This window comes from Pseudomonas taiwanensis (genome assembly GCF_013393345.1).
Classification (GTDB): Bacteria; Pseudomonadota; Gammaproteobacteria; order Pseudomonadales; family Pseudomonadaceae; genus Metapseudomonas; species Metapseudomonas resinovorans_C.
The window spans coordinates 395,969-416,139 of sequence record NZ_QJRF01000061.1 but is presented as its reverse complement, the minus strand read 5'-3'; the positions used below and the strand labels follow the sequence as shown (position 1 = coordinate 416,139).

Sequence of the window (20,171 nt, the reverse complement as noted above, 5' to 3'; positions counted from 1 at the left end):
GGCTGCTAAGCTGAGAAAACCGAAAAGGCGCCCCGGGGCGCCTTTTTTGTCCGCTGTGAAATCCCTGAGATTTTCGAGGAGTCAGTCATGAGTGCCTTTCACGACCTCAATCTACGTGCGCTCGACGGTCAGGACCTGCCGTTGGCGCCGTACAAGGGCCAGGTGGTGCTGGTGGTCAATGTCGCCTCCAAGTGCGGCCTGACACCCCAATACGCCGGGCTGGAAAAGCTCTATCAGCAATACCGTGACAAGGGCTTCACCGTGCTGGGTCTGCCGTGCAACCAGTTCGCCGGGCAGGAGCCGGGCAGCGAGGACGAGATCCGCGAGTTCTGCAGCCTGAACTACGGCGTGACCTTCCCGCTGGGCAGCAAGATCGAGGTCAACGGTTCGGCTCGCCATCCGCTGTATCGCCTGCTCGCGGGTGAGGGCGCCGAGTTTCCCGGCGAGATCACCTGGAACTTCGAGAAGTTCCTCGTCGGCAAGGACGGCCGCGTGCTGGCGCGCTTCTCGCCGCGCACCGCACCGGAAGACCCCGCGCTGATCCAGGCAGTCGAAAAGGCCCTGGCCTGACCCAACCCCCGCACTCATGAACGCTTGACCGTAGGAGCCAGCTTGCTGGCGAATGCCTCACCCGGGACGTTCGCCAGCAAGCTGGCTCCTACGTTTTCCCCGGCAGTATCTTTTCCCCGGCTTTTAGTGCCCGATCAGCGTCGTCAATAGTGCTGGGCGGAGCGAGACGACCGGTCATATGCTCGCCGCCATGACCAGTATCCGACTCGACAAACGCGACCTCATCCTCGCCAAGGGCTCCCAGGTGATGACCCGCCGTGGCTACCACGGCACCGGCGTGCAGGAGATCGTCCAGGCCGCGGGCATCCCCAAGGGCTCCTTCTATCACTACTTCGCCAGCAAGGAAGACTTCGCCGTCCAGGCGCTGGAGTACCTCTACCTGCCGCGGCTGGATCGTTATGCACAGGCCCTGGACAATTCCGCACTGAGCCCGTGCCAGCGCATCCTCGGCTATTACCGCGAGCTGCTGGCGCATTTCGCCGGGCGCGAGAAACCGGAGTACCACTGTTTCATTGGCAGCCTCGGTTACGAGATGGCCGAACTCTCGCCTGCTATCGGCGAGCAGGTGGAAAGCATCCTGCAAGGCTCGGTGGACATCCTCCAGGCTTGCCTGGAAGAAGCCGTGGCCGCTGGCGAGCTGTCGGCCGATGAAGACTGCGCCAACCTCGCGGCCTTCATCGCCAACGCCTGGCAGGGCGTGCTCACGCGCCTGAAGGTAGGCGGTGGCACCGCACCCATGAACGCATTCGTCGACCGCTTGGAGCTGCTGCTCCGGGCCTGATTTTTCAATGCCTTGAAACCGAGACGACCGGTCATATGGCCGGCCACAGGAGAACCCATGACCGCTCCCGTACAAGCCCTCTTCGAACCCTTCCGCCTCGGCGGCCTGGAACTGCCCACCCGCGTGGTGATGGCGCCCATGACCCGCTCCTTCTCGCCGGGCGGCGTGCCCAACGCCAAGGTGGTGGAGTACTACCGTCGCCGTGCCGCTGCGGGCGTCGGCCTGATCATCACCGAGGGCACCACCATCGGTCACAAGGCCTCCAACGGCTATCCCCATGTACCGCGATTCTTCGGTGAAGACGCCCTGGCTGGCTGGAAGGAAGTCGTCGACGCCGTACACGCCGAAGGCGGCCGCATCGTTCCGCAGCTCTGGCACGTGGGCAACGTGCGCCGTCTGGGCACCGAGCCGGACGCTAGCGTTCCCGGCTACGGCCCGACGGAAAAAGTGAAGGACGGCCAGGTCGTAGTCCATGGCATGACCAAGGACGACATCCAGGAAGTGGTCGCCGCCTACGCCCAGGCCGCGCGTGATGCCCAGGCCATCGGCATGGACGGCGTGGAAATCCATGGTGCCCACGGCTACCTGATCGACCAGTTCTTCTGGGAAGGCACCAACCAGCGCACCGACGAATACGGTGGCAGCCTGGCCAACCGCTCGCGCTTCGCCATCGAAGTGATCCAGGCCATCCGCGCCGCCGTCGGCCCGGACTACCCGATCATCTTCCGCTACTCCCAGTGGAAGCAGCAGGACTACACCGCGCGCCTGGTGACCACCTCCGAAGCCCTGGGTGATTTCCTCAAGCCGCTGTCCGATGCTGGTGTGGACATCTTCCACTGCTCCACCCGCCGCTTCTGGGAGCCGGAGTTCGAAGGCTCGGAGCTCAACCTCGCTGGTTGGACCCGTCAGCTCACTGGCAAGCCCACCATCACCGTCGGCAGCGTCGGCCTGGATGGCGAGTTCCTGCAGTTCATGGTCAAGACCGACAAGGTCGCCCAGCCGGCCAATATCGAAGGCCTGCTGGAGCGCCTGAACAAGGAAGAGTTCGACCTGGTCGCCGTGGGCCGCGCCCTGCTGGTGGACCCGGACTGGGCCGTGAAAGTGCGCGAAGGCCGCATGCAGGACATCCTGCCGTTCAGCCGGGATGCGCTGGGCAGCCTGGTGTAAGGCACTGGAATGAAGAAGCCCCGCTTAGGCGGGGCTTTTTTTGCCCGGATGGAGCTACTGCCTGCCCCATTGCCCCCTCACCCCCGGCCCCCTCCCGCAAGCGGTAGAGGGGTGACTCGCGCCTGGCACGCGGCATCCATCCTGCCCTCACCCCAGCCCTCTCCCTCTGGGAGAGGGCTGGGGTGAGGGCAGCATCCGCCACTCCGACTTCCACCAAACCCTCTTTCAGTTGGGCTGACATCACACCCTCCCGCGGTCACTGTGCGCGCACCACAACAAGCGCCGGCACACCGGCCGAAGGAGTCACCATGCGCATTGGCCTGGTAGTGGATGCCACCTGCGACCTGCCCCAGGATTTTCTCCTCACACACCGCATCCCCGTGCTGCCCATTCGCATCCGACTGGCTGAGCATTCCCTGGTGGATCGCCGGGTCCCCCAGGCGACCCAGGCCTTCTACCGCGAACTGCTGCCCAAGGTTGGCGCGGCCGATCGTAGCGAGCCGCTGCAAGTGGTGGAGATGCAGGAGTGGTTCCTGGAAGAGCTGGTCACCCGTTTCGACCATGTGATCTGCCTGACGATTTCCGCCCAGCGCAGCGCGATCTTCGAGCACGCCACCCAGGCTTCCTTCGGCCTGCTGCAGCGCTATCGCGACCGTCGTGCGGCGGCGGGAGTAGCCGGGCATTTCGCGATGCGCGTGGTGGATGGCGGCAATATCTTTGCCGGCACCGCGGTGCTGGCCGCCGAGGCAGTGCGATTGATCGGCGATGGCGCCCACCCCAATGCGGTGCGTGCGCGGATAGAGCAACTGGCGGGCCAGGTCTGCACCTTCCTCCTGCCGGACGATCTGGGCCATCTGCGCCAGCGTGGATTCCAGAAAGGCGAGCGCAGCGGCCTGCTCGATCGCCTGCGGGGTGCGGCACTGGGGCTGGGGTCGCTGCTGGATGTGAAACCGGTGATCAGCGTGCAGCAAGGGGAGGACAAGCCCGTGTCGCTGGCCCCCAGCTTCGACAAGGCGGCGGAGAAGTTGCTGGCCCACGCCTGCGCGCGGGTATTGGCGGGTGAGCTGCTGGCGCCGCAGTTGTGCATCAGTTATGCCGGGGAGCTGTCGCTGGTACGAGACCTGCCGGGCTTCGCCGAACTGGAGGCAGCCTGTGTCGAGCGTGGGGTTGCCCTGCATCTGGCGATGCTGAGCCCAACCGGCGCGATCAACCTGGGGCGTGGCGCGCTGAGCCTGGCCTACGCCGCGCCACCAGCGGCGTTCTCCTAGGCCTGCGGGGGCAGGCTGCTGCCGGCCGGGACATCCGGCTCCGGTCGGCGTGCATGTGCCAGGTACTGCTCGAACTGCTGGACGATGGCCTCCCAGCCCTGACGGCCGGCGTGCATGCGCGCATTGAGGCGCACGCGGCGCAGGCATTCCGGGTCTTCCAGCAGCCAGGTCGCTGCCTCGACGAAGCTGCCCGGCTCGTCCGGCAAGGCCAGTGCGCCGTTGTGCCCATGGCGAATGTGCTGGGCTGCGGCCGCCTGGTCGAAAGCGACCACAGCCAGCCCGGAAGCCAGGGCTTCCAGCACCACATTGCCGAAGGTTTCCGACAGGCTCGGGAAGAGGAACAGGTCACCGGATGCATAGTGCCGGGCCAGCTCCTCGCCGCGTTGCACGCCACAGAAGATGGCGTCCGGCAGCGCGCGTTGCAGAACGGTGCGTTGCGGACCGTCGCCCACCACCACCAGCTTCAGTCGCAGCTGTGGATAACGTTCCTGCAGACGCTGGAAGGTCTCGCCGAGCAGGCCGAGGTTCTTCTCCGCAGCCAGCCGCCCGACGTGGATCACGGCGATCTCCTGATCCCCCACGCCCCACTCTGCGCGCAATTCCGGGCAGCGGCGGGCGGGGTTGAACAGCTGGCCGTCCACGCCTCGCGACAGCAGTTGCAGGCGCTCGAAGCCGCGTCGGGTAAGGTCCTGCAACTGGCTCACGCTGGGCACCAGGGTCAGCCGCGTGGCGTTGTGGAACCAGCGCAGGTAGTTGGTCAGCAAGCGGGTCAGCAGGCCCGCGCCGTAGTGGCCGGTGTACTGCTGGAAATTGGTGTGGAAGCCACTGACCACGGGAATCCCCAGGCGCCGGGCAGCGCGCAGCGCGGAGAAGCCAAGCGGACCTTCGGTGGCGATGTAGAGCACATCCGGCTTTCGCTGGCGCCAGCGCCTCAGCAGCTTGTGCAGGCAGGATTGGCCCCATTGCAGGCCGGGGTAGCCCGGCAGCGGCCAGCCACGGATCAGCAGCAGGTCATCGTCACTTCGGCGGCCCTGGTCGCAGGACTGGCGCGGACGCACCAGCTGCAGCCGGTGTCCGGCGGTGCGCAAGCCATCACAAAGGCGGCCAAGGGTATTGGCCACACCGTTGACTTCGGGCAGGAAGGTTTCGCTGATCAGCGAGATGTACAGGGGCGCTATGGTCATGGCGCCAGTGTCGGTACTGGCGATGTAGCCCGTGTGACAGCTGGATGACCGATGAATGACGTAGCCTTCGGGGGCAGTTCACGGGGCGGTAGGACCCGTCCTGGAGGGACGCCTGTCGCCCCCCGCCGGGTGCTCCACTGGACCCTCCTAGACTTGTTAGGGCATGTCCCTCATGCCGGCGGGGCCCCGTAATCCTTTGCTTCCAGGCACAGGCCAGCGGATGGCCCGGCAGTGACCACGTCCCTCCTGACGTGATGGGCAATGCATCTGCGCCGGACCCTTACCGGCAGCGGATCGATCCAGCCAACGGACTTTTCCCGTCCGGGGCTGGGTGCCCCGCCTCTACGGCCAGGTAGAGGCTCACTCTGAATCTCCCGGAGGTTCGAGATGAACAAAGTGCTCGTTATAAGCGGCTTCGCGGCATGCCTGCCGCTGATGGCCTTCGCCGACGCCAGGATGGAGGCTGAACTGAACGGCCTCGATATTGATCTGGCGCTGAGTGCGCCGTTGATCCAGCCGGTCAATGCTTCTGCCATCAGCCGGGGCGCCAGTCAGGTTCTCAAACTCACCAACCGCGGTACGCAAGCTGCCCACTGTGGGGTTGTACCGGGCGTGGCGGACGCCATGCGCCCGGCGGGCAAGCGAGTGCGGCTCGAGCCGGGCGCCAGCGCGTTGATTATCGTGGACAGCCGGCCAATAGGTCGGAGCACGAATTCCAGGCTTTCCTGCACCCCTGAACGGAGCTCATAGCGCCATCGCCGGCAGGGTATCCACGGGCTCACTGGGTACCTTGCCGCGACGCGTGGTGCCGTTCCCAACTTTGGGCACCAGCGGCAAGACTTTGCCGCCTGTTCTGCGCGGGGAATACCGCGAAGCCTTTGTTTTCAAGGCCTTGGAGCAGGGCGCCGAAATGGCATGGTACTTGAGTGCCAATGCGCGGAACCCTCTTGAAGGAGCGGCAAAGGTGGCAATCAACTCGATCGGCGGGGCGGGCGCGGTGAGCGCCTTGTCAGGCCTTGGATTCCGTAACAGCAAATCGTCAAAGGAGGGTGAAGATCCTTTTGGGATCGACACCAGGGACGCGCCTCGACGTACCACGTCATCCGGTTCGGAACGCGACTACCGGACCTGGCAGGCGACCGAGGAGGGCTTTGCCCGCATGCGGGTAGAGCTGCAGAACTCCGCTGGGAAGCTGCAAATGAGCAACAAGGACCTGCCGGATGATCTGGGATTGGGTGGCAAGACAGCGGTGGAGAAGTTCCAGGAGTACATGGACAAGTCACCGGCCGAGAAGATGCGCGATGCCATCCTCGCGGAGATGGGGCTGACCCAGGAAGAACTCGACGCCATGCCGCCGGAACAGCAGGAAGCGGTGGAGAAGGAAATCGCCGAGCGCTTCCAGCAGAAGATGGAAATGCAGGCCAAGGAAGCGGAGGAGGAGCGGCAAGCGCGGGAGAATCCGATCAGTATCCAGGCGTGAGCTGCAGTTGCTCCGAGTTCGGACTGCCTGTAGGAGCGAGCTTGCTCGCGAAGCATCGTGCATGCCCGTTCGCGAGCAAGCTCGCTCCTACAAGTCAGTAGCCCGCCTGTACCAGATTCCTCGTTCTGGAACATGCACTCAGCGCATCACCTGACTGGACTGCTTCTGCAGGGCAAAGTCGCCCTGCTCACGGACCCAGAACAGGGTCGCACCAGCCACGGCAGCCGGCATCATCAGGATGTTCACGAAGGGAATCATCAGCGCCAGGTAGGTGATGCCGCCAAAACCCAGGCTCTGCCAGCGCTTCTCGCGCAGCCAGGCGAGCATTTCGTTCCAGCCCAGCTTGTGGTTGTCCGCCGGGTAGTCGATGTACTGCACCGCCATCATCCAGATACCGAAAACTATCCACAGCGGCGCGGCCAGCAGGTTCACGCCCGGAATGAAGGACAGGATCAGCAGGGCGCCGGCACGCGGGAGGAAGTAGGCCAGCTTGCGTAGCTCGCGGCCCACGGTGCGCGGGATCATCGCCATCAGCTCGGCCCAGCTGAAGGCGGGGAAGTCGTCCTGGCCGCGAACCACCACTTCGACCTTTTCCGCGAGGAAGCCGTTGAAGGGTGCGGCGATGATATTGGCCAGCATGGTGAAGCTGAAGAACACCAGCACCAGTACCAGCAGTACGAAGAGCGGCCAGATCAGGTACTGGAGGAAGCTCAGCCAGTCCGGAAGGCTGGGCATGAAGGCATCGACCCAGCCGCTGAATTCCCCTACGGCGAAGCCGATCAGCCCGGCGAACAGCAGCAGGTTCACGCTCAGTGGCAGCAGGACGAAGAGGCGCAGTCCGGGGCTCAGGACCAGCTTCAGTCCTTCGCCCAGGTATTGCGGCCCGGATAGTGCGGGTGCAGGCATGGTGGTTCCCCAAGGTTGCAAACGCGCCGACCTTAACGGCTTTGCCGGCGCCATGGAAAGCCCGGAAAAAGCTCGGAACAAATTTGCTCGCGGTTATGCAAATAGCTGCGTCCTATGGCGTGGATTGAGAGCGGGTATTTCCGCTATCGAAGGGCGCTCGGTAAGCTTGCGCCCATTCCTGGCCAATCGCTAATCGCCAATCGGTGGCCAGACCCGGTTCAACGGGGCCACTGCATCCAAAGCCTTCCCCAAGTGCCGCAGTGGCCCCTTTTTATGCCCAGCTGGGCGGGAGTCAGCCATGTCCGAAGCACGTCATTCGCGGGTCATCATCCTCGGTTCCGGTCCTGCCGGTTACTCCGCGGCTGTCTACGCCGCCCGCGCCAACCTCAAGCCGCTGCTGATCACCGGTATGCAGGCGGGCGGGCAACTGACCACCACCACCGAAGTCGATAACTGGCCGGGCGATCCCCACGGCCTGACCGGCCCGGCGCTGATGCAGCGCATGCAGGAACACGCCGAGCGATTCGAGACCGAGATCGTCTTCGACCACATCAATGCCGTGGACCTGGCCGGCAAACCCTTCACCCTGGTAGGTGACAGCGGCACCTACACCTGCGATGCCCTGATCATCGCCACCGGCGCCAGCGCCCGTTACCTGGGCCTGCCCTCGGAAGAGGCGTTCATGGGCAAGGGCGTTTCCGCCTGCGCCACCTGCGATGGTTTCTTCTACCGCAACCGCGAAGTGGCGGTGGTGGGTGGCGGCAACACCGCCGTGGAAGAGGCGCTGTACCTGGCCAACATCGCCAGCAAGGTGACCCTGGTGCATCGCCGCGAGACCTTCCGTGCCGAGAAGATTCTCCAGGACAAGCTGAAAGCGCGCATCGCCGAAGGCAAGATCGAGCTCAAGCTGAATGCTGAAGTGGACGAAGTGCTGGGCGATGCCATGGGCGTCACCGGCGTGCGCCTCAAGCGCAACGATGGCGGCACTGACGAGCTGAAGGTGGACGGCCTGTTCGTCGCCATCGGCCACACCCCGAACACTTCGTTGTTCGAAGGCCAGCTGACGCTCAAGGACGGCTACCTGGTGGTCAACGGCGGCCGTGACGGCAATGCCACCGCCACCAATATCCCCGGCGTGTTCGCAGCCGGCGATGTGGCCGACCATGTCTATCGCCAGGCCATCACCTCGGCCGGCGCCGGCTGCATGGCTGCCCTGGACGTCGAGCGCTACCTCGACGCGCAATAAGATTCAGCCTGATGCAGAAAAGCCCCGCCGATGCGGGGCTTTTTCTTTCCGGTGGCATCGGAGATCGACGTTGGGCCGCGCTGCGCTTGGCCCAACCTACAGGGAGCTCCGTGCCGATTTCGTAGGTTGGGCTGAGCTCGGCGAAGCCCAACGCAACGGGGCCCAAATCCGGCACCGACGTTGGGCCGCGCTGAGCTTGGACCAACCTACAGGGAGCTCCGTGCCGATTTCGTAGGTTGGGCAGAGCTCGACGAAGCCCAACGCAACGGGGCCCAAATCCGGCACCGACGTTGGGCCGCGCTGCGCTTGGACCAACCTACAGGGAGCTCCGTGCCGATTTCGTAGGTTGGGCAGAGCTCGACGAAGCCCAACGCAACGGGGCCCAAATCCGGCACCGACGTTGGGCCGCGCTGAGCTTGGCCCAACCTACAGGGAGCTCCGTGCCGATTTCGTAGGTTGGGCAGAGTTCGACGAAGCCCAACGCAGCGAGGTCTGCATCGGGCACTGACGTCGGGCCGCGCCAACCTACAAGCAGGTCTGCATCAAACCCACGTATTCAACGACAGCGTCCGCGCACTCATGCGCCGGTACAACCCCTGGGCTTCCAGCAGCAGGGCTTGCCGGTCCACGGTCAGTTCGATCGCCTTGCGACCCTCCGCCTCGCAGCGATACAGACTTTGCTGGGGCTGCTGGCGCAGGCATTGGTAGCGCATGCGGCGGGCTTCGACGCGCATGGTCGACAGGTCGATGTAGGCGACATGCAGCTGCTCGCTCTGGCCTGTTCCCAGGTCGCAACGATGCAGCGCCGGCGTGTGGGTGAAGGGCGTGCCGGAAAGCATCACCAGCTGGCATGGATCGAGATCGCGGCGGTGCTGGCCGTCGAGCAGCCAGCGACCGCGGATATCACGGCTCAGGCGCAGGCTGCGCGAACCCTGGTTTTCCACTTTCAGCCAGAGATGGCGGAAGCGCCAGCGCGGATCGCTGTCCAGCACGTAGGTGGCGGCGATGCTGTGGCCATTGCGGTTCTGCAGCAGATGGCTGCTGGCATGGATTCCGGTTTCATCCATGGACAGGCGCAGGCTTTCCACGCCGGGCGTCGACAGGGGTTTCCATACGAGGGTCTGCTGCATCCGTGCGCTCCGGCAGAGAAGTGATGCTTTTCCTGTGGGAATTGCACTAGCGCCACAGCTATTTGATGAGAATCTTACGCGTTTGAGGGGAAGATTGATGTCAGCCTTTGCTGACAGAAAGCGGAAGCCAAAGCGTAAGAATGCCGCCCCGGACGGGGCGGCGAGGGGCATCAGGCCTTGCGTTGCAGTGACTGGCGCTCGAAGCGCACGCCCGCCAGGCCGGTATTCATCAGGGCGCGGATATTGCCGTGGTCGCTGCCTTCAGGGGTGGCCAGCACGGCGCGATAGTGCTCGCCGAAGGCCAGCAGGGTTTCTTCCAGGCTGAAGCCTTCCAGCAGCGCGAGGCCGAGGGTCTTGCAGGAGCCTTCGTTCTGGCCGGCGGCGTTTTCCACCGGACCATTGCTGAAGGCGCTCTGCTGGTAGTCGTAGCCCTCGGCGATGAAGGCCAGGGTTTCGGCGAAGACGTGCTGGTCGCTGTGCAGGCGGGCGCGGAAGTCGTTCAGGTTGCTCATTCTTTGTTCGCTTTGTTGAAGGCCGCTTGCTGCTCGGCACTGGCTTCTTTCTGGTACTTGGCTTTCCAGTCCGCGTAGGACATGCCGTAGATCTCTTCGCGCGCCTGGTCCGGAGTGACTTCCAGGCCCAGGTCGTCGGCAGCGGCCTTGTACCACTTCGACAGGCAGTTGCGGCAGAAGCCGGCGAGGTTCATCAGGTCGATGTTCTGGACATCGGGGCGGCTGCGCAGGTGTTGCACCAGGCTACGGAAGGCGGCGGCCTCGAGTTCAAGGCGTTCTTGCTCGGTCATGGCAGGATTCTCCTGGGGCTTTCGGGAGGGGATGGCCGGCATGATAAGAGCCCTCCGTGGCACCGGCAAACAGGTCCGCTCAAAGGCTTATCTATGGCTGGACAGGGTGATCGATACCGACTCGGCGAAGCGCAACGCATGGGGCTTGTCCACTTCGACTTCGGCATAGCGCACGCTGGGATTGGCCATCACCAGGTCGAGGATTTCCTGGGTCAGGCGCTCCAGCAGGGCGAAGCGGTTTTCCTCGACGTGACGGATGATCGCCTTGGTGATGGTGCGGTAGTTCAGCGCGTGGTCGATGTCGTTGTCGCGCACCGCTTCGGTGGCCGGGTAGAGGATGGTGAGGTTGATCAGCACATCCTGCTTGTTGAGGATTTCCTCCTCCTTGATTCCGATGAAGGTGCGCAGGCGCAGGTCCTTGACGCGGATTCGCGCCATTCCAGGCTCCAGTCTCGGCATGCTCTAGTTGCTCCGATTGATCAATTTCAGGAATTCGTGGCGGGTGTTCTGGGACTCCCTGAAGGCGCCCAGCATCACCGAGGTGCTCATCACCGAGTTCTGCTTCTCCACGCCGCGCATCATCATGCACATGTGCTTGGCTTCGATCACTACCGCCACGCCGGCGGCGCCGGTCACCTTCTGCAGCGCATCGGCGATCTGGCGGGTGAGGTTCTCCTGGATCTGCAGGCGGCGGGCGAACATGTCGACGATCCGCGCGACCTTCGACAGCCCCAGCACCTTGCCGGTGGGAATGTACGCCACATGGGCCTTGCCGATGAAGGGCAGCAGGTGGTGTTCGCAGAGGGAATAGAGCTCGATGTCCTTGACCGTGACCATCTCGTCATTGTCCGAGGCGAACAGCGCACCGTTGACGATCTCCTCCAGGCTCTGCTCGTAGCCGTGGCAGAGGTAGCGCATGGCCTTGGCGGCGCGCTTGGGCGTATCGCGCAGGCCCTCGCGGTCCGGATCTTCGCCCAGGCCCAGCAGGATTTCCCGGTAGTGCCGGGGCAGCTCGTCGCTCATGGTGGCAGTCCTTGCAGTCGCCTTACTTGAGATGGCGGCCGCCGTTGAGGGTCAGTGTCGTTCCAGTGACGTAGGGGTTGTCCAGGAGGTAGCGCAGGCCCTGGTAGACCACCTGCGGGCCGGGTTCGATGCCCAGCGCCGATTTTGCCAGGGTCTTCTTGCGATAGGCGTCGTCGTCATCGGCATTGAACATCACCAGTGCCGGGGCGATGCCGTTGACCTTGATGTACGGGGCGAAGCGCGAAGCAAAGGATAGCGTGAGGTTGTCCAGCCCGGCCTTGCTGGCGCAGTAGGCGATGCGCTTTTCGCTGCCACGGCGCGCCACGTCGTCACTGAGGTGGATGATGTCCGCCGGGCTGCTGCGGCGCAGCAGTTCCTCGCAATGCAGGTTGATCAGGTAGGGCGCCAGCATGTGCACGCTGAACATGCGCTGGAAGGCCTCGGCTTCATGCCCCGGCGCCTCGGTCAACCAGTCCGAGGCGTTGTGGACGATGGCACGCAGGCCGTCGGTGCAGCCCTTGAGTTCAGCAATGAACGCGAGGATGCCGGCTTCGCTGGAAAAGTCCGCCTGCAGCGCCAAGGCGCCGCGTTCGCGCAGGTGCTGCACGCCGTCGCGCTCGGTGCGGTAGCTGATGATCACTGGCTGGCCCTCGTCCAGCAGCCGTTCGGCACAGTAGAGGCCGACGCGCTGGCTGGCGCCGGTGATCAGGATGGGGGCAGCGGGTCGGCTCATCGACGCCTCGAAATCTGAGGACCATGGCCGGCCACGTTATACCAGGGGTGGGGGTTGTACAAATCCCCAAACGGCGAGCTTCAGCGTGGCTGCGCTGCCGTCTGATTGCGTGCGATGGCGGCGCGATCACCCCGCAGCCAGGGCGCCAGCAGACGGGTTGAAAGTGGGATGAACCAGTAGGTCATCAGCGGCGTCAGCACCAGGGTGCTGAGCAGTATCCGCATGGCCAGCGGCAAGTCGCCCAGCCAGCCGCCGAACAACAGGTTGAAGGCCAGGGAAACGGGGAAGAAGGCCAGCCAGATGGCCACGCTCTGCTTCCAGCGCGGCGGCCGTTGTTCGGCCTTGCCGAACCAGGCGTCCAGGCCCAGGGCGCGATGCTCGTGCGGCTGCTCGAACAGGCCGGTGCCGCGTGCAAGCCAGGCGCGGCGAGAAGCGGAGTGCTCCCAGGCAGCCAGGGTCGGCTCATCGGCGAAGCGGAAGATCATCTGGAATTCGTCATCATCCGGCGGCGGCGCCAGCACGCCCGAACCAAGATAACCAGGGAAGTCGGCGGCCAGTAGCTCGCCTTCGCGCAGCCAGGCCATGAAGTCGCGGTAGCGCTCGCGGGCGACGCGGCGGGCCACCATGAGGGTGACGGGATCGGCAGACATTGTGTATCTCCTTGCAACCGGTGCCCGCCCGGATAGGGCAGTGGCACATCACGCAGCGCCGGGGTGGTGGGCTGCGTTGAAATTGAGGCAAGGATTATTCCGTTTTTTCCGCAAAGCGCCAGCGCGAAGGATGACCGGCAGGTCGTGCCGCGCCTGCCGTGGCCTGCAGCCAATTGGAATCCCCGCAACAAGGATTAAACTGCGTGAATCTTCCCCCTGACGATTCCGCTGCCATGACCGAATCCGGTGCATCCCTCGCGTCCCGCGCCCTGAAACAGGAAGACCTTTTCCCGATCCGGGAAGTGTCGCGCCTGACGGGCGTGAACCCGGTCACCCTGCGGGCCTGGGAGCGGCGCTACGGGCTGATCCAGCCGACACGCACCGACAGCGGCCACCGGCTCTATTCCCTGGCGGACGTCGAGGCGGTGCGTAGCATCCTCGCCTGGATCGAGCGCGGTGTTTCGGTGAGCAAGGTGGGCAAGTTGCTGGCGCGCAGCAACGCGGCCAGGGCGCCATTGGCACCGATCCTCCAGGATTCGGCGGTGGGAGAGTGGAGCGAGCGGCGCGCCCAGGTGCGCAGCGCCGTGTCGAGCCTGGACGAAGCCGAGCTGGAACGGGTCTATGGCCAGGTGTTTTCCACCTATCCCTTGCATGTGGCATTCGCCGATGTGCTGATGCCGGTGTGGCAAGCATTGTTGTTGCGTCAGGACGAATTCGGCCGTGGCAGCGAGTGGGTGTTCTTCGACAGCTTCCTTCGCGCTCGCGTCCTGCAGCGCTTGCAGCTGGCCCGCACTGGCCAGCAGGCGCGGGTGCTGCTGGCGCCGTTGCCCGGGCAGGGGCGTGAGCTGGAGCTGCTGGTGGCGGGCCTGCTGCTGGGCAGCAGCGAGGTGGCGATCAATGTACTGGGTCTCGGCCAGCCGCTGGCCGAACTGCCGATGGTCTGCGGCAAGCTTCAGCCCCAGGCGCTGGTGCTGTTCTCCAATCAGCCTCCGGCCGACGACCTGGCCCAGCAGCTCAATCGCCTGGCCCTCGGGCTCGACTGCCCCCTGGCGCTGGCGGGCGAAACCGCCGATCTGCTGAGTGAGGAACTCGATGGCACGCCGGTGGCCTGCTTGGGCAGTGAGGGACGCCTGATGCAGCGGCGTTTGCGCCAATTCCTCTCCGGGCACCTGGATACCTGACCTTGTAGGAGCGAGCTCTGCTCGCGAATGACCCAGTCACAAGGCTTCGCGAGCAAGCTCGCTCCTACGCTTTGAGTTCTGCAAGTTCTGATCTGAGCGCCGCCACTTCCGCTTCCAATTCGCGCACGCGCTGGCGGGCTTCGACCTGCTCGGTGACGTCCTTCTGGATGCCGATGAAATAGGTGAGCTGGTCGGATTCGTTGAGCACGGGGGTGATGGACAGCTCGTTCCAGAAGGCGCTGCCGTCCTTGCGGTAGTTGCGCAGGATCTGCCGGCACGGTTGGCCGCTGCGGAGTGCCTGGCGGATGGCGGCAAGGCCCAGCTGGTTGCGGTCCTGGCCCTGGAGGAAGCGGCAGTCCTGGTAGAGGATTTCGTCGCGGGGGTAGCCGGTCAGGCGCTCGAACGCGGCGTTGGCATAGATCAGGATGTTGTCCTCACCCTCCTGTTCGGCGACCACGATGCCGTCGTTGGAGGCGTCTATCACCAGTTGCAGCAGCTTGGCGTTGATCATTTTCCCGGCTCGTTCGACCTGACCGGGAGCAGTCTAAGGCATCCTGCGCGCCCTGCCAGTTGCGGCATAATGCGCGGCATTTCGCCCCAGACTCGGAGTACCCATGAAAGTCGCCATCCTGTCCGGTTCGGTCTACGGCACCGCCGAAGAAGTCGCCCGTCACGCGGAGAAGCTGTTCAAGGCCGCTGGCCTGGACGCTCGTCACCTGCCGCGCGTGAGCCTGGATGACCTGGTCGCCTTCGACCCCGAAGCGCTGCTGACCGTAACCGCCACCACCGGTATGGGCGAGCTGCCGGACAACCTGCTGCCGCTGTTCCACGAACTGCGCGACCGCCTGCCCAACTGGCGGGGCCGCCCCAGTGCCATCCTCGCCCTGGGTGATTCCAGCTATGACGTTTACTGCGGCGGTGGCGAAATGATGCGCGAGCTCTATGCCGAGCTGGGCCTGCGCGAAGTCGTGGAGATGCAGCGCCTGGACGCCAGCGAAACAGTCACCCCGGAACTGGATGCCGAGCCTTGGCTGAATAGCGTCATCGCGGCGCTGAAAGCCTGATGCACCCGCGCGCCGAAACCCTGATCCGCGAACTGCAACTGCTGCCGCACCCGGAGGGAGGCTTCTACCGCCGGGTGTTCGAGTCGGCCCAGGCTTTGCCGGGTGGCCGTGCGGCGTCGTCAGCGATTTTCTTCCTGTTGCCGCAGGGCGGTGTTAGCCGCTGGCATCGGGTGGATGCCGACGAGATCTGGCATTTCTACGAGGGCGAGCCGCTGGAATTGCTGATTGCCGAATCTCCCGACGAGGTCCGTCGGGAAATCCTGGGTCCGGTGGAGGAGGGCAGTCTGCCCCAGCGCACCGTACCCGCCCACGCGTGGCAGGCCGCCCGCGCGCTCGGTGCGTACACCCTGGTGGGTTGCAACGTGGCGCCGGGCTTCGAATTCGCCGGCTTCCGCCTGCTGGCCGATGACCCCCAGGCCCAGCGGGGCTGGCCGTTGCTGGATCGCGCGCTGATCTGATCCTGCTTAGCTTTGCTGTGGGGGCGAATTCATTCGCGAATGGAGGTGGAGCCCGCTTCGCGGTCCTTCGCGAATGAATTCGCTCCTACAAAGGTGCTTGGCCTTCATTCGGTGCCCGTCCAAACTCCCAAATGGTGGACCGGTGAAGCGTGGTCCACCCTACGATCTCGCTTTTCCTGTGGGAGCGAATTCATTCGCGATTGCAGGACGAAGTCCTGCCGTAGGGTGGATGACGCTTTTTTCATCCACCGTTCGGAGCCAGACCAACCCCACGCAGTTGTGCCGTGCCATCGGGCCGGTTCAGCGGCGAATACTCCCGCAACAACTCCAGCCACGCCTGCGCGGCCCGTGACAGGTAGGCGCCGCGTCGCCAGACGAAAGCGATGTCCCAACGCAGGTCCGGCTCGCGCAGCGGCACCAGGCGCAGGCCGGGGCGCTGCAGCGGGCGGGCGACGATGCGCGGCAGCAGCACCACGCCCTGGCCAGCGGCGACCAGCGCGGCGAGGAAGTCCGCCTGGCCACTGCGGCCCACTTCGCGCGGCGTGAAGCCGGCCTGTTGGCAGGCCAGCAGCAAGCGATCGTTGAGGGTGAAGCTCTGCTGATAGAGCAGGAAAGGCGAGTCGGCCAATTGAGCGAGGGCCAGGCTTTCCTCGCCGGCCAGCGGATGATCCTCAGGCACGAGGATATCCAGCGGTTCGTTGCAGAAGGGCTGGTACTCCAGGGCCGAATCGCTCGGCGTGAGGCTGCCAGCCAGTTCCAGCTCCCCCTGCAGCAACGCCTCTTCCATCAGCTTGCTGCCACCTTCGAACAGCCGCACCACGATGTTCGGGTAACGCCGCCGGTACTCGGAGAACAACTCGGCGAACAGCACTTCACCGCCCAGCAGCGGTAACCCAAGGCGCAGCTCGCCTCGCCGCAGCTGGCTGAGATCGTCCAGCTCGCTATGCAGGTCCTGACGCTGGCGCAACATGTCCTCGGCATGGCGCAGCACCACGGCGCCGGAGTCGGTCAGGCGCAGGTGCGGACCACTGCGCTCCAGCAGTTGCACGCCCAGCCGCTGCTCCAGCTGGGCCACCTGCTTGCTGATGGTGGATTGGGTGGCATGCAGGGTCTTGCCGGCCTGGGTGAAGCCGCCCTGGCGGACCACCTCGACGAAGCTGCGTAACTGGCGGAATTCCATGGCTATTCCAATCTCGAATGGCTGCAAGTCGAACAATTCGCTTTTGGGATGATAGGCGCGGACCTAATCTGGCCACCAGTACCGAGGGTCACCGCCATGAACCGTTCCCGCCTGCTCCATATCACCCGTCTCGCCGCTGAACTCGTCGTGCTCCTGGGCCTCTACGTCCTGGGCTGCACGCTGGCGACGGCGCTGGGCTGGCCGATTCCGGGTGGCGTGATCGGCCTCGGCCTGCTGCTGACGGCCTTCGCGACTGGCTGGGTGAAACCTGCGGCGCTGCAACTGGGTGCCGGACTGCTGATGGCCGAGATGCTGCTGTTCTTCATCCCGGCGTTGATGAGCCTGCTCGACTACGGCGCGCTGCTGCGCCAGGAGGGACTGCGCATCCTGCTGGTGATCGGCGCCAGCACCTTGCTGGTCATGCTGGCCACCGCGCTGACCGTGGAAGTCGTTTGCCGCTGGAGGATGCGCCATGAACATTGAACCCATGTCCTGGTTCTGGCTGGCGCTGACCCTTTCCGGGTACCTGGCCAGCCGCTGGATGTACCGGCGTACCGGCCGCTACCTGCTGTCGCCGCTGATCTTCGTGCCGGCGCTGCTGCTCGTCGTGGCCGTGCCGCTGCATACCGCCTACGCCGAATACGCCGGTGCGACCCACTGGCTGATGGCGCTGCTGGGGCCCGCAACCGTGGCCTTCGCCGTGCCGATCTGGCAGCAGCGCAATCTGCTTGCCCGTCACTGGCCGGCGCTGCTGCTGGGCATGCTGGCCGGCAGCGCGGTCGCTATCGCCAGCTCCTGGTGGCTGGCCAATGCCCTGGCGCTGGAGTCGCAGGTGAGCCTGTCGCTGGTGCCACGTTCCATCACCACGCCTTTCGCCATGCCGGTGGCCGAGGACCTGGGCGGCGTACCCGAGCTGACGGCCGTGTTCGTCATGCTCACCGGGGTATTCGGCGCACTGGCCGGTAGCCTGCTGATCCGCTGGCTGCCCCTGCGCAGCGCCCTGGCCCGCGGCGCCCTGTTCGGCGTGGGAGCCCACGGTGCGGGCGTGAGCCGGGCACAGGAAGTTGGGCGTGAAGAGGGCACCGTCGCCGGCCTGGTGATGGTCCTCATGGGCCTGCTCAACCTCTTCGCCGCGCCGCTGGTGGCCTCCCTGATCTGACCCGCAAGGCCATTAAGCTGGCTGCCAAGGCGACTATCGTCGTGGCAGCCCGTGGCTAGACTCCCCGGACACATAACAACAACGAGGTTTCGCCATGACCGCCGCCCAAGCCCTCCCGTCACTCCACCTCAAGGACCAGGTGTCCGCCGCCGAATGGCAGACCCGTGTCGATCTGGCCGCCTGCTACCGCCTGATCGCCCTGTACGGCTGGGATGACCTGATCTTCACCCACATCTCCGCCAAGGTGCCCGGCACCGAAGATTTCCTGATCAACCCTTACGGGCTGATGTTCCATGAGATCACCGCGTCCAGCCTGGTGAAGATCGACCTGGCCGGCAACAAGCTGATGGACAGCCCCTACGACATCAACCCGGCCGGCTACACCATCCACAGCGCCGTGCACGAAGTGCGTCCGGACGTGGGCTGCGTACTGCATATCCACACCTCGGCCGGTATCGCCGTGTCGGCGCAGAAGAACGGCCTGCTGCCGCTTTCCCAGCAGTCGCTGTTCGTCCTCGCCAGCCTGGCCTATCACGGCTACGAAGGCGTCGCGCTGAACCACGATGAGAAGGCCCGCCTGCAGGCCGACCTCGGCCAGGCCAACTTCATGATCCTGCCCAACCACGGCCTGCTCACTGCCTTCGGCTCCATCGCCGACGCCTTCCTCGGCATGTTCACGATGCAGCGCGCCTGCGAAATCCAGGTGATGGCCCAGGCCGGTGGCGGCGAACTCATCCACATCCCGCAACAGATCCTCGACGGCGCCCGCGCGATGATTGCCGGCGTAATGAAAACCTCCACCGGCATGGGCGGCGCCTTGCCCTGGCCGGCGCTGCTGCGCAAGCTCGATCAGCAGATGCCCGGATACGACCAGTGACGGCGCTGTCCGGGATCCCCCTGGGCGACTGGCGCGCCCAGGCGCGGGAGATGGATTTCCGCGGGCAACGCATCCGCTTCTGGATGGCGGGGGAGGGCGAGCCGCTGTTGCTGATCCACGGCTTCCCCACGGCCTCCTGGGATTGGCACTACCTCTGGGCACCACTGGCGAGGCGCTTTCGCGTCATTGCCTGCGACATGCTCGGCTTCGGTTACTCGGACAAGCCGCGCGGCCATGATTACCGACTGCTGGAACAGGCGGACCTGAAGCAGGCGCTGCTCGTCCATCTGGATGTGACTGGACCGGTGCACCTGCTCGCCCACGACTACGGCGACAGCGTCGCCCAGGAACTGCTGGCGCGGCACCACGAAGGGCGGTTCAACCTGGCCAGCTGCGTCTTCCTCAACGGCGGCCTGTTCCCGGAAACCCACCGGCCGGTGCTGGTGCAGAAGCTCCTGCTCAGCCCCATCGGCGGGCTGGTCGGGCGACTGTTCTCCCGTCGCAAGCTGGCCGCCAGCTTCGCCCAGGTGTTCGGCCCGTCCACACAACCCACTGAGGCGGAGCTGGATGACTTCTGGCACCTCATCGCCGAACAGGATGGCCCGGCGGTCATGCACCGGTTGATCCACTACATCCCTGAGCGACGCCAGCAGCGCGATCGCTGGGTGGCGGCCATGCAGAAGGGCGGGGTGCCGCTGCGCGTGATCGATGGCGCGGTAGACCCCATCTCCGGTGCGCATATGGTCGCGCGCTATCGGGAGCTGATCCCGGACGCTGACACGGTCTTGCTCGAAGGCATCGGCCACTATCCACAGACGGAGGCGCCGGAGCAGGTCCTGGAGCACTACCTGGCCTTTCGCGACCGACACGGATAACGGAAATTTCCAGCGTCGATTCGGACGCCGGAGTCTCCAGTCGTTGGCGGCGTGCCACTAGCATTTCCGGCCTCATCCACTAGCCGGGCACGGGTTGCCCGGCGGCATCGAGGCTCGATCATGCTGTTCCGCTTTCTGGTGTTCCTCTATCCCCTCATTCGTACCCTGGGGCCGGCCACCGCGGCCCTCCTGCTCATCGCCGGAATCAGCCTGATCGGCTACGCGGTGCTGCGCCAGCCGGGCCTGTGGACCTGGCTGGCCGCCGGCGCTTGCCTGCTGGCCGCGGGACTGCTGGCGCTGCTCTGCCACAGCTATCACTGGTGGCTGTTCAAACTCCGTCCGCACGGCTGCCTGTTCATCCCGATCAAGTAGCGTCGCCCTTATCGGGCACCATTCATGGCGGCTCCGATTCTTGTGGGGCCGGGGTGAGCTGCCGG

Annotated in this window: 26 protein-coding genes; 15 read left to right on the top strand and 11 right to left on the bottom strand. The window is 65.0% G+C overall.

All coding sequences use genetic code 11. From position 1 onward, the window contains the following. Window positions 1-87 precede the first annotated feature (87 nt). From DM872_RS16400 to DM872_RS16385, 4 genes are all read left to right on the top strand, one after another. On the top strand, window positions 88-570 hold the full coding sequence (locus DM872_RS16400) for a glutathione peroxidase (protein ID WP_179060471.1): 483 nt from the start codon (window positions 88-90) through the stop codon (window positions 568-570). 190 nt (window positions 571-760) lie between these two features. Then, on the top strand, window positions 761-1,351 hold the full coding sequence (locus DM872_RS16395; RefSeq protein ID WP_256873415.1) for a TetR/AcrR family transcriptional regulator: 591 nt from the start codon (window positions 761-763) through the stop codon (window positions 1,349-1,351). 57 nt (window positions 1,352-1,408) lie between these two features. Then, a complete protein-coding gene (locus DM872_RS16390) occupies window positions 1,409-2,518 on the top strand; it encodes an NADH:flavin oxidoreductase (RefSeq protein WP_179060469.1) in 1,110 nt (369 codons plus the stop codon). Between the two features lie 308 nt (window positions 2,519-2,826). Continuing rightward, entirely contained in the window at window positions 2,827-3,786 is a 960-nt protein-coding gene (locus tag DM872_RS16385) for a DegV family protein (RefSeq protein WP_179060468.1), read from the top strand. Here DM872_RS16385 and DM872_RS16380 read toward each other — a convergent pair. Next, a complete protein-coding gene (locus DM872_RS16380; RefSeq protein ID WP_179060467.1) occupies window positions 3,783-4,970 on the bottom strand; it encodes a glycosyltransferase family 4 protein in 1,188 nt (395 codons plus the stop codon). The two genes, DM872_RS16385 and DM872_RS16380, sit on opposite strands and share 4 nt — an antisense overlap. A gap of 387 nt (window positions 4,971-5,357) precedes the next feature. Here DM872_RS16380 and DM872_RS16375 point away from each other — a divergent pair, with 387 nt between their 5' ends. Together DM872_RS16375 and DM872_RS16370 are read left to right on the top strand one after the other, a co-directional pair. Continuing rightward, complete coding sequence (locus DM872_RS16375; RefSeq protein WP_179060466.1) at window positions 5,358-5,720, top strand: hypothetical protein; 363 nt, start codon at window positions 5,358-5,360, stop codon at window positions 5,718-5,720. A 55-nt stretch (window positions 5,721-5,775) separates the two neighbouring features. Then, a complete protein-coding gene (locus DM872_RS16370) occupies window positions 5,776-6,450 on the top strand; it encodes a hypothetical protein (RefSeq protein ID WP_179060465.1) in 675 nt (224 codons plus the stop codon). A 138-nt stretch (window positions 6,451-6,588) separates the two neighbouring features. On the opposite strand, the gene cysZ is transcribed toward DM872_RS16370, so the two are convergent. Further along, window positions 6,589-7,356 (bottom strand): sulfate transporter CysZ, encoded by a 768-nt coding sequence (gene cysZ / locus DM872_RS16365; protein WP_179060464.1) that lies wholly within the window; start codon window positions 7,354-7,356, stop codon window positions 6,589-6,591. A 298-nt stretch (window positions 7,357-7,654) separates the two neighbouring features. Here cysZ and trxB point away from each other — a divergent pair, with 298 nt between their 5' ends. Further along, the gene (gene trxB / locus DM872_RS16360; RefSeq protein ID WP_179060463.1) at window positions 7,655-8,602 is read left to right on the top strand and encodes a thioredoxin-disulfide reductase; all 948 of its coding nucleotides are present in this window, start codon (window positions 7,655-7,657) and stop codon (window positions 8,600-8,602) included. Window positions 8,603-9,144: 542 nt separating this feature from the next. Here the strand turns inward: trxB and DM872_RS16355 are convergent. The 7 genes from DM872_RS16355 to DM872_RS16325 form a co-directional block, all read right to left on the bottom strand. Next, the gene (locus DM872_RS16355) at window positions 9,145-9,732 is read right to left on the bottom strand and encodes a putative glycolipid-binding domain-containing protein (RefSeq protein ID WP_179060462.1); all 588 of its coding nucleotides are present in this window, start codon (window positions 9,730-9,732) and stop codon (window positions 9,145-9,147) included. Between the two features lie 170 nt (window positions 9,733-9,902). After that, window positions 9,903-10,244 (bottom strand): HopJ type III effector protein, encoded by a 342-nt coding sequence (locus DM872_RS16350; RefSeq protein WP_179060461.1) that lies wholly within the window; start codon window positions 10,242-10,244, stop codon window positions 9,903-9,905. Further along, a complete protein-coding gene (locus tag DM872_RS16345) occupies window positions 10,241-10,534 on the bottom strand; it encodes a DUF1244 domain-containing protein (RefSeq protein ID WP_077525889.1) in 294 nt (97 codons plus the stop codon). The genes DM872_RS16350 and DM872_RS16345 overlap by 4 nt, the downstream gene beginning before the upstream one ends. 87 nt (window positions 10,535-10,621) lie before the next feature. Beyond that, entirely contained in the window at window positions 10,622-10,993 is a 372-nt protein-coding gene (gene folX / locus DM872_RS16340) for a dihydroneopterin triphosphate 2'-epimerase (RefSeq protein ID WP_077525888.1), read from the bottom strand. Between the two features lie 3 nt (window positions 10,994-10,996). After that, window positions 10,997-11,557 (bottom strand): GTP cyclohydrolase I FolE, encoded by a 561-nt coding sequence (folE, locus tag DM872_RS16335; RefSeq protein ID WP_179060460.1) that lies wholly within the window; start codon window positions 11,555-11,557, stop codon window positions 10,997-10,999. A 22-nt stretch (window positions 11,558-11,579) separates the two neighbouring features. After that, entirely contained in the window at window positions 11,580-12,290 is a 711-nt protein-coding gene (gene folM / locus DM872_RS16330) for a dihydromonapterin reductase (protein WP_179060459.1), read from the bottom strand. Window positions 12,291-12,370: 80 nt separating this feature from the next. Beyond that, window positions 12,371-12,940, bottom strand: a complete 570-nt coding sequence (locus tag DM872_RS16325; protein ID WP_179060458.1) for an antibiotic biosynthesis monooxygenase — start codon at window positions 12,938-12,940, stop codon at window positions 12,371-12,373. Window positions 12,941-13,173: 233 nt separating this feature from the next. Between DM872_RS16325 and DM872_RS16320 the strand changes: the two genes are divergently transcribed. After that, window positions 13,174-14,121, top strand: coding sequence for a MerR family transcriptional regulator (locus tag DM872_RS16320; protein ID WP_179060559.1), 948 nt, complete (start codon window positions 13,174-13,176; stop codon window positions 14,119-14,121). Window positions 14,122-14,185: 64 nt separating this feature from the next. On the opposite strand, the gene DM872_RS16315 is transcribed toward DM872_RS16320, so the two are convergent. Then, window positions 14,186-14,632: a PAS domain-containing protein gene (locus tag DM872_RS16315; RefSeq protein ID WP_077525874.1), complete on the bottom strand. Its 447-nt coding sequence runs from the start codon at window positions 14,630-14,632 to the stop codon at window positions 14,186-14,188. A 103-nt stretch (window positions 14,633-14,735) separates the two neighbouring features. Here DM872_RS16315 and DM872_RS16310 point away from each other — a divergent pair, with 103 nt between their 5' ends. Both DM872_RS16310 and DM872_RS16305 read left to right on the top strand, forming a co-directional pair. Next, window positions 14,736-15,185: a flavodoxin gene (locus DM872_RS16310; RefSeq protein WP_179060457.1), complete on the top strand. Its 450-nt coding sequence runs from the start codon at window positions 14,736-14,738 to the stop codon at window positions 15,183-15,185. After that, window positions 15,185-15,643: a cupin domain-containing protein gene (locus tag DM872_RS16305; protein ID WP_179060456.1), complete on the top strand. Its 459-nt coding sequence runs from the start codon at window positions 15,185-15,187 to the stop codon at window positions 15,641-15,643. The genes DM872_RS16310 and DM872_RS16305 overlap by 1 nt, the downstream gene beginning before the upstream one ends. A gap of 241 nt (window positions 15,644-15,884) precedes the next feature. Here the strand turns inward: DM872_RS16305 and DM872_RS16300 are convergent, their stop codons facing one another. Continuing rightward, window positions 15,885-16,823 (bottom strand): LysR family transcriptional regulator, encoded by a 939-nt coding sequence (locus tag DM872_RS16300; protein WP_179060455.1) that lies wholly within the window; start codon window positions 16,821-16,823, stop codon window positions 15,885-15,887. Between the two features lie 96 nt (window positions 16,824-16,919). On the opposite strand from DM872_RS16300, the gene DM872_RS16295 reads away from it, so the two are divergent. The 5 genes from DM872_RS16295 (at window position 16,920) to DM872_RS16275 (ending at window position 20,106) form a co-directional block, all read left to right on the top strand. Continuing rightward, a complete protein-coding gene (locus tag DM872_RS16295; protein WP_179060454.1) occupies window positions 16,920-17,306 on the top strand; it encodes a CidA/LrgA family protein in 387 nt (128 codons plus the stop codon). Beyond that, the gene (locus tag DM872_RS16290; RefSeq protein ID WP_179060453.1) at window positions 17,296-17,982 is read left to right on the top strand and encodes an LrgB family protein; all 687 of its coding nucleotides are present in this window, start codon (window positions 17,296-17,298) and stop codon (window positions 17,980-17,982) included. Before DM872_RS16295 ends, DM872_RS16290 begins: the two co-directional genes overlap by 11 nt. A gap of 94 nt (window positions 17,983-18,076) precedes the next feature. Continuing rightward, window positions 18,077-18,859 (top strand): class II aldolase/adducin family protein, encoded by a 783-nt coding sequence (locus tag DM872_RS16285; RefSeq protein ID WP_179060452.1) that lies wholly within the window; start codon window positions 18,077-18,079, stop codon window positions 18,857-18,859. Between the two features lie 50 nt (window positions 18,860-18,909). Beyond that, window positions 18,910-19,734 (top strand): alpha/beta fold hydrolase, encoded by an 825-nt coding sequence (locus tag DM872_RS16280; protein ID WP_179060558.1) that lies wholly within the window; start codon window positions 18,910-18,912, stop codon window positions 19,732-19,734. Between the two features lie 120 nt (window positions 19,735-19,854). Beyond that, entirely contained in the window at window positions 19,855-20,106 is a 252-nt protein-coding gene (locus tag DM872_RS16275; RefSeq protein WP_179060451.1) for a hypothetical protein, read from the top strand. Window positions 20,107-20,171: the final 65 nt, after the last annotated feature.

Bases quoted from the DNA above. Each gene is read 5' to 3' on its own strand.
- DM872_RS16400 (WP_179060471.1), top strand. From the start codon at position 88: ATGAGTGCCTTTCACGACCTCAATCTACGTGCGCTCGACGGTCAGGAC.
- DM872_RS16395 (WP_256873415.1), top strand. From the start codon at position 761: ATGACCAGTATCCGACTCGACAAACGCGACCTCATCCTCGCCAAGGGC.
- DM872_RS16390 (WP_179060469.1), top strand. From the start codon at position 1,409: ATGACCGCTCCCGTACAAGCCCTCTTCGAACCCTTCCGCCTCGGCGGC.
- DM872_RS16385 (WP_179060468.1), top strand. From the start codon at position 2,827: ATGCGCATTGGCCTGGTAGTGGATGCCACCTGCGACCTGCCCCAGGAT.
- DM872_RS16380 (WP_179060467.1), bottom strand. From the start codon at position 4,970: ATGACCATAGCGCCCCTGTACATCTCGCTGATCAGCGAAACCTTCCTG.
- DM872_RS16375 (WP_179060466.1), top strand. From the start codon at position 5,358: ATGAACAAAGTGCTCGTTATAAGCGGCTTCGCGGCATGCCTGCCGCTG.
- cysZ (WP_179060464.1), bottom strand. From the start codon at position 7,356: ATGCCTGCACCCGCACTATCCGGGCCGCAATACCTGGGCGAAGGACTG.
- trxB (WP_179060463.1), top strand. From the start codon at position 7,655: ATGTCCGAAGCACGTCATTCGCGGGTCATCATCCTCGGTTCCGGTCCT.
- DM872_RS16355 (WP_179060462.1), bottom strand. From the start codon at position 9,732: ATGCAGCAGACCCTCGTATGGAAACCCCTGTCGACGCCCGGCGTGGAA.
- DM872_RS16350 (WP_179060461.1), bottom strand. From the start codon at position 10,244: ATGAGCAACCTGAACGACTTCCGCGCCCGCCTGCACAGCGACCAGCAC.
- DM872_RS16345 (WP_077525889.1), bottom strand. From the start codon at position 10,534: ATGACCGAGCAAGAACGCCTTGAACTCGAGGCCGCCGCCTTCCGTAGC.
- folX (WP_077525888.1), bottom strand. From the start codon at position 10,993: ATGCCGAGACTGGAGCCTGGAATGGCGCGAATCCGCGTCAAGGACCTG.
- folE (WP_179060460.1), bottom strand. From the start codon at position 11,557: ATGAGCGACGAGCTGCCCCGGCACTACCGGGAAATCCTGCTGGGCCTG.
- folM (WP_179060459.1), bottom strand. From the start codon at position 12,290: ATGAGCCGACCCGCTGCCCCCATCCTGATCACCGGCGCCAGCCAGCGC.
- DM872_RS16325 (WP_179060458.1), bottom strand. From the start codon at position 12,940: ATGTCTGCCGATCCCGTCACCCTCATGGTGGCCCGCCGCGTCGCCCGC.
- DM872_RS16320 (WP_179060559.1), top strand. From the start codon at position 13,174: ATGACCGAATCCGGTGCATCCCTCGCGTCCCGCGCCCTGAAACAGGAA.
- DM872_RS16315 (WP_077525874.1), bottom strand. From the start codon at position 14,632: ATGATCAACGCCAAGCTGCTGCAACTGGTGATAGACGCCTCCAACGAC.
- DM872_RS16310 (WP_179060457.1), top strand. From the start codon at position 14,736: ATGAAAGTCGCCATCCTGTCCGGTTCGGTCTACGGCACCGCCGAAGAA.
- DM872_RS16305 (WP_179060456.1), top strand. From the start codon at position 15,185: ATGCACCCGCGCGCCGAAACCCTGATCCGCGAACTGCAACTGCTGCCG.
- DM872_RS16300 (WP_179060455.1), bottom strand. From the start codon at position 16,823: ATGGAATTCCGCCAGTTACGCAGCTTCGTCGAGGTGGTCCGCCAGGGC.
- DM872_RS16295 (WP_179060454.1), top strand. From the start codon at position 16,920: ATGAACCGTTCCCGCCTGCTCCATATCACCCGTCTCGCCGCTGAACTC.
- DM872_RS16290 (WP_179060453.1), top strand. From the start codon at position 17,296: ATGAACATTGAACCCATGTCCTGGTTCTGGCTGGCGCTGACCCTTTCC.
- DM872_RS16285 (WP_179060452.1), top strand. From the start codon at position 18,077: ATGACCGCCGCCCAAGCCCTCCCGTCACTCCACCTCAAGGACCAGGTG.
- DM872_RS16280 (WP_179060558.1), top strand. From the start codon at position 18,910: ATGGATTTCCGCGGGCAACGCATCCGCTTCTGGATGGCGGGGGAGGGC.
- DM872_RS16275 (WP_179060451.1), top strand. From the start codon at position 19,855: ATGCTGTTCCGCTTTCTGGTGTTCCTCTATCCCCTCATTCGTACCCTG.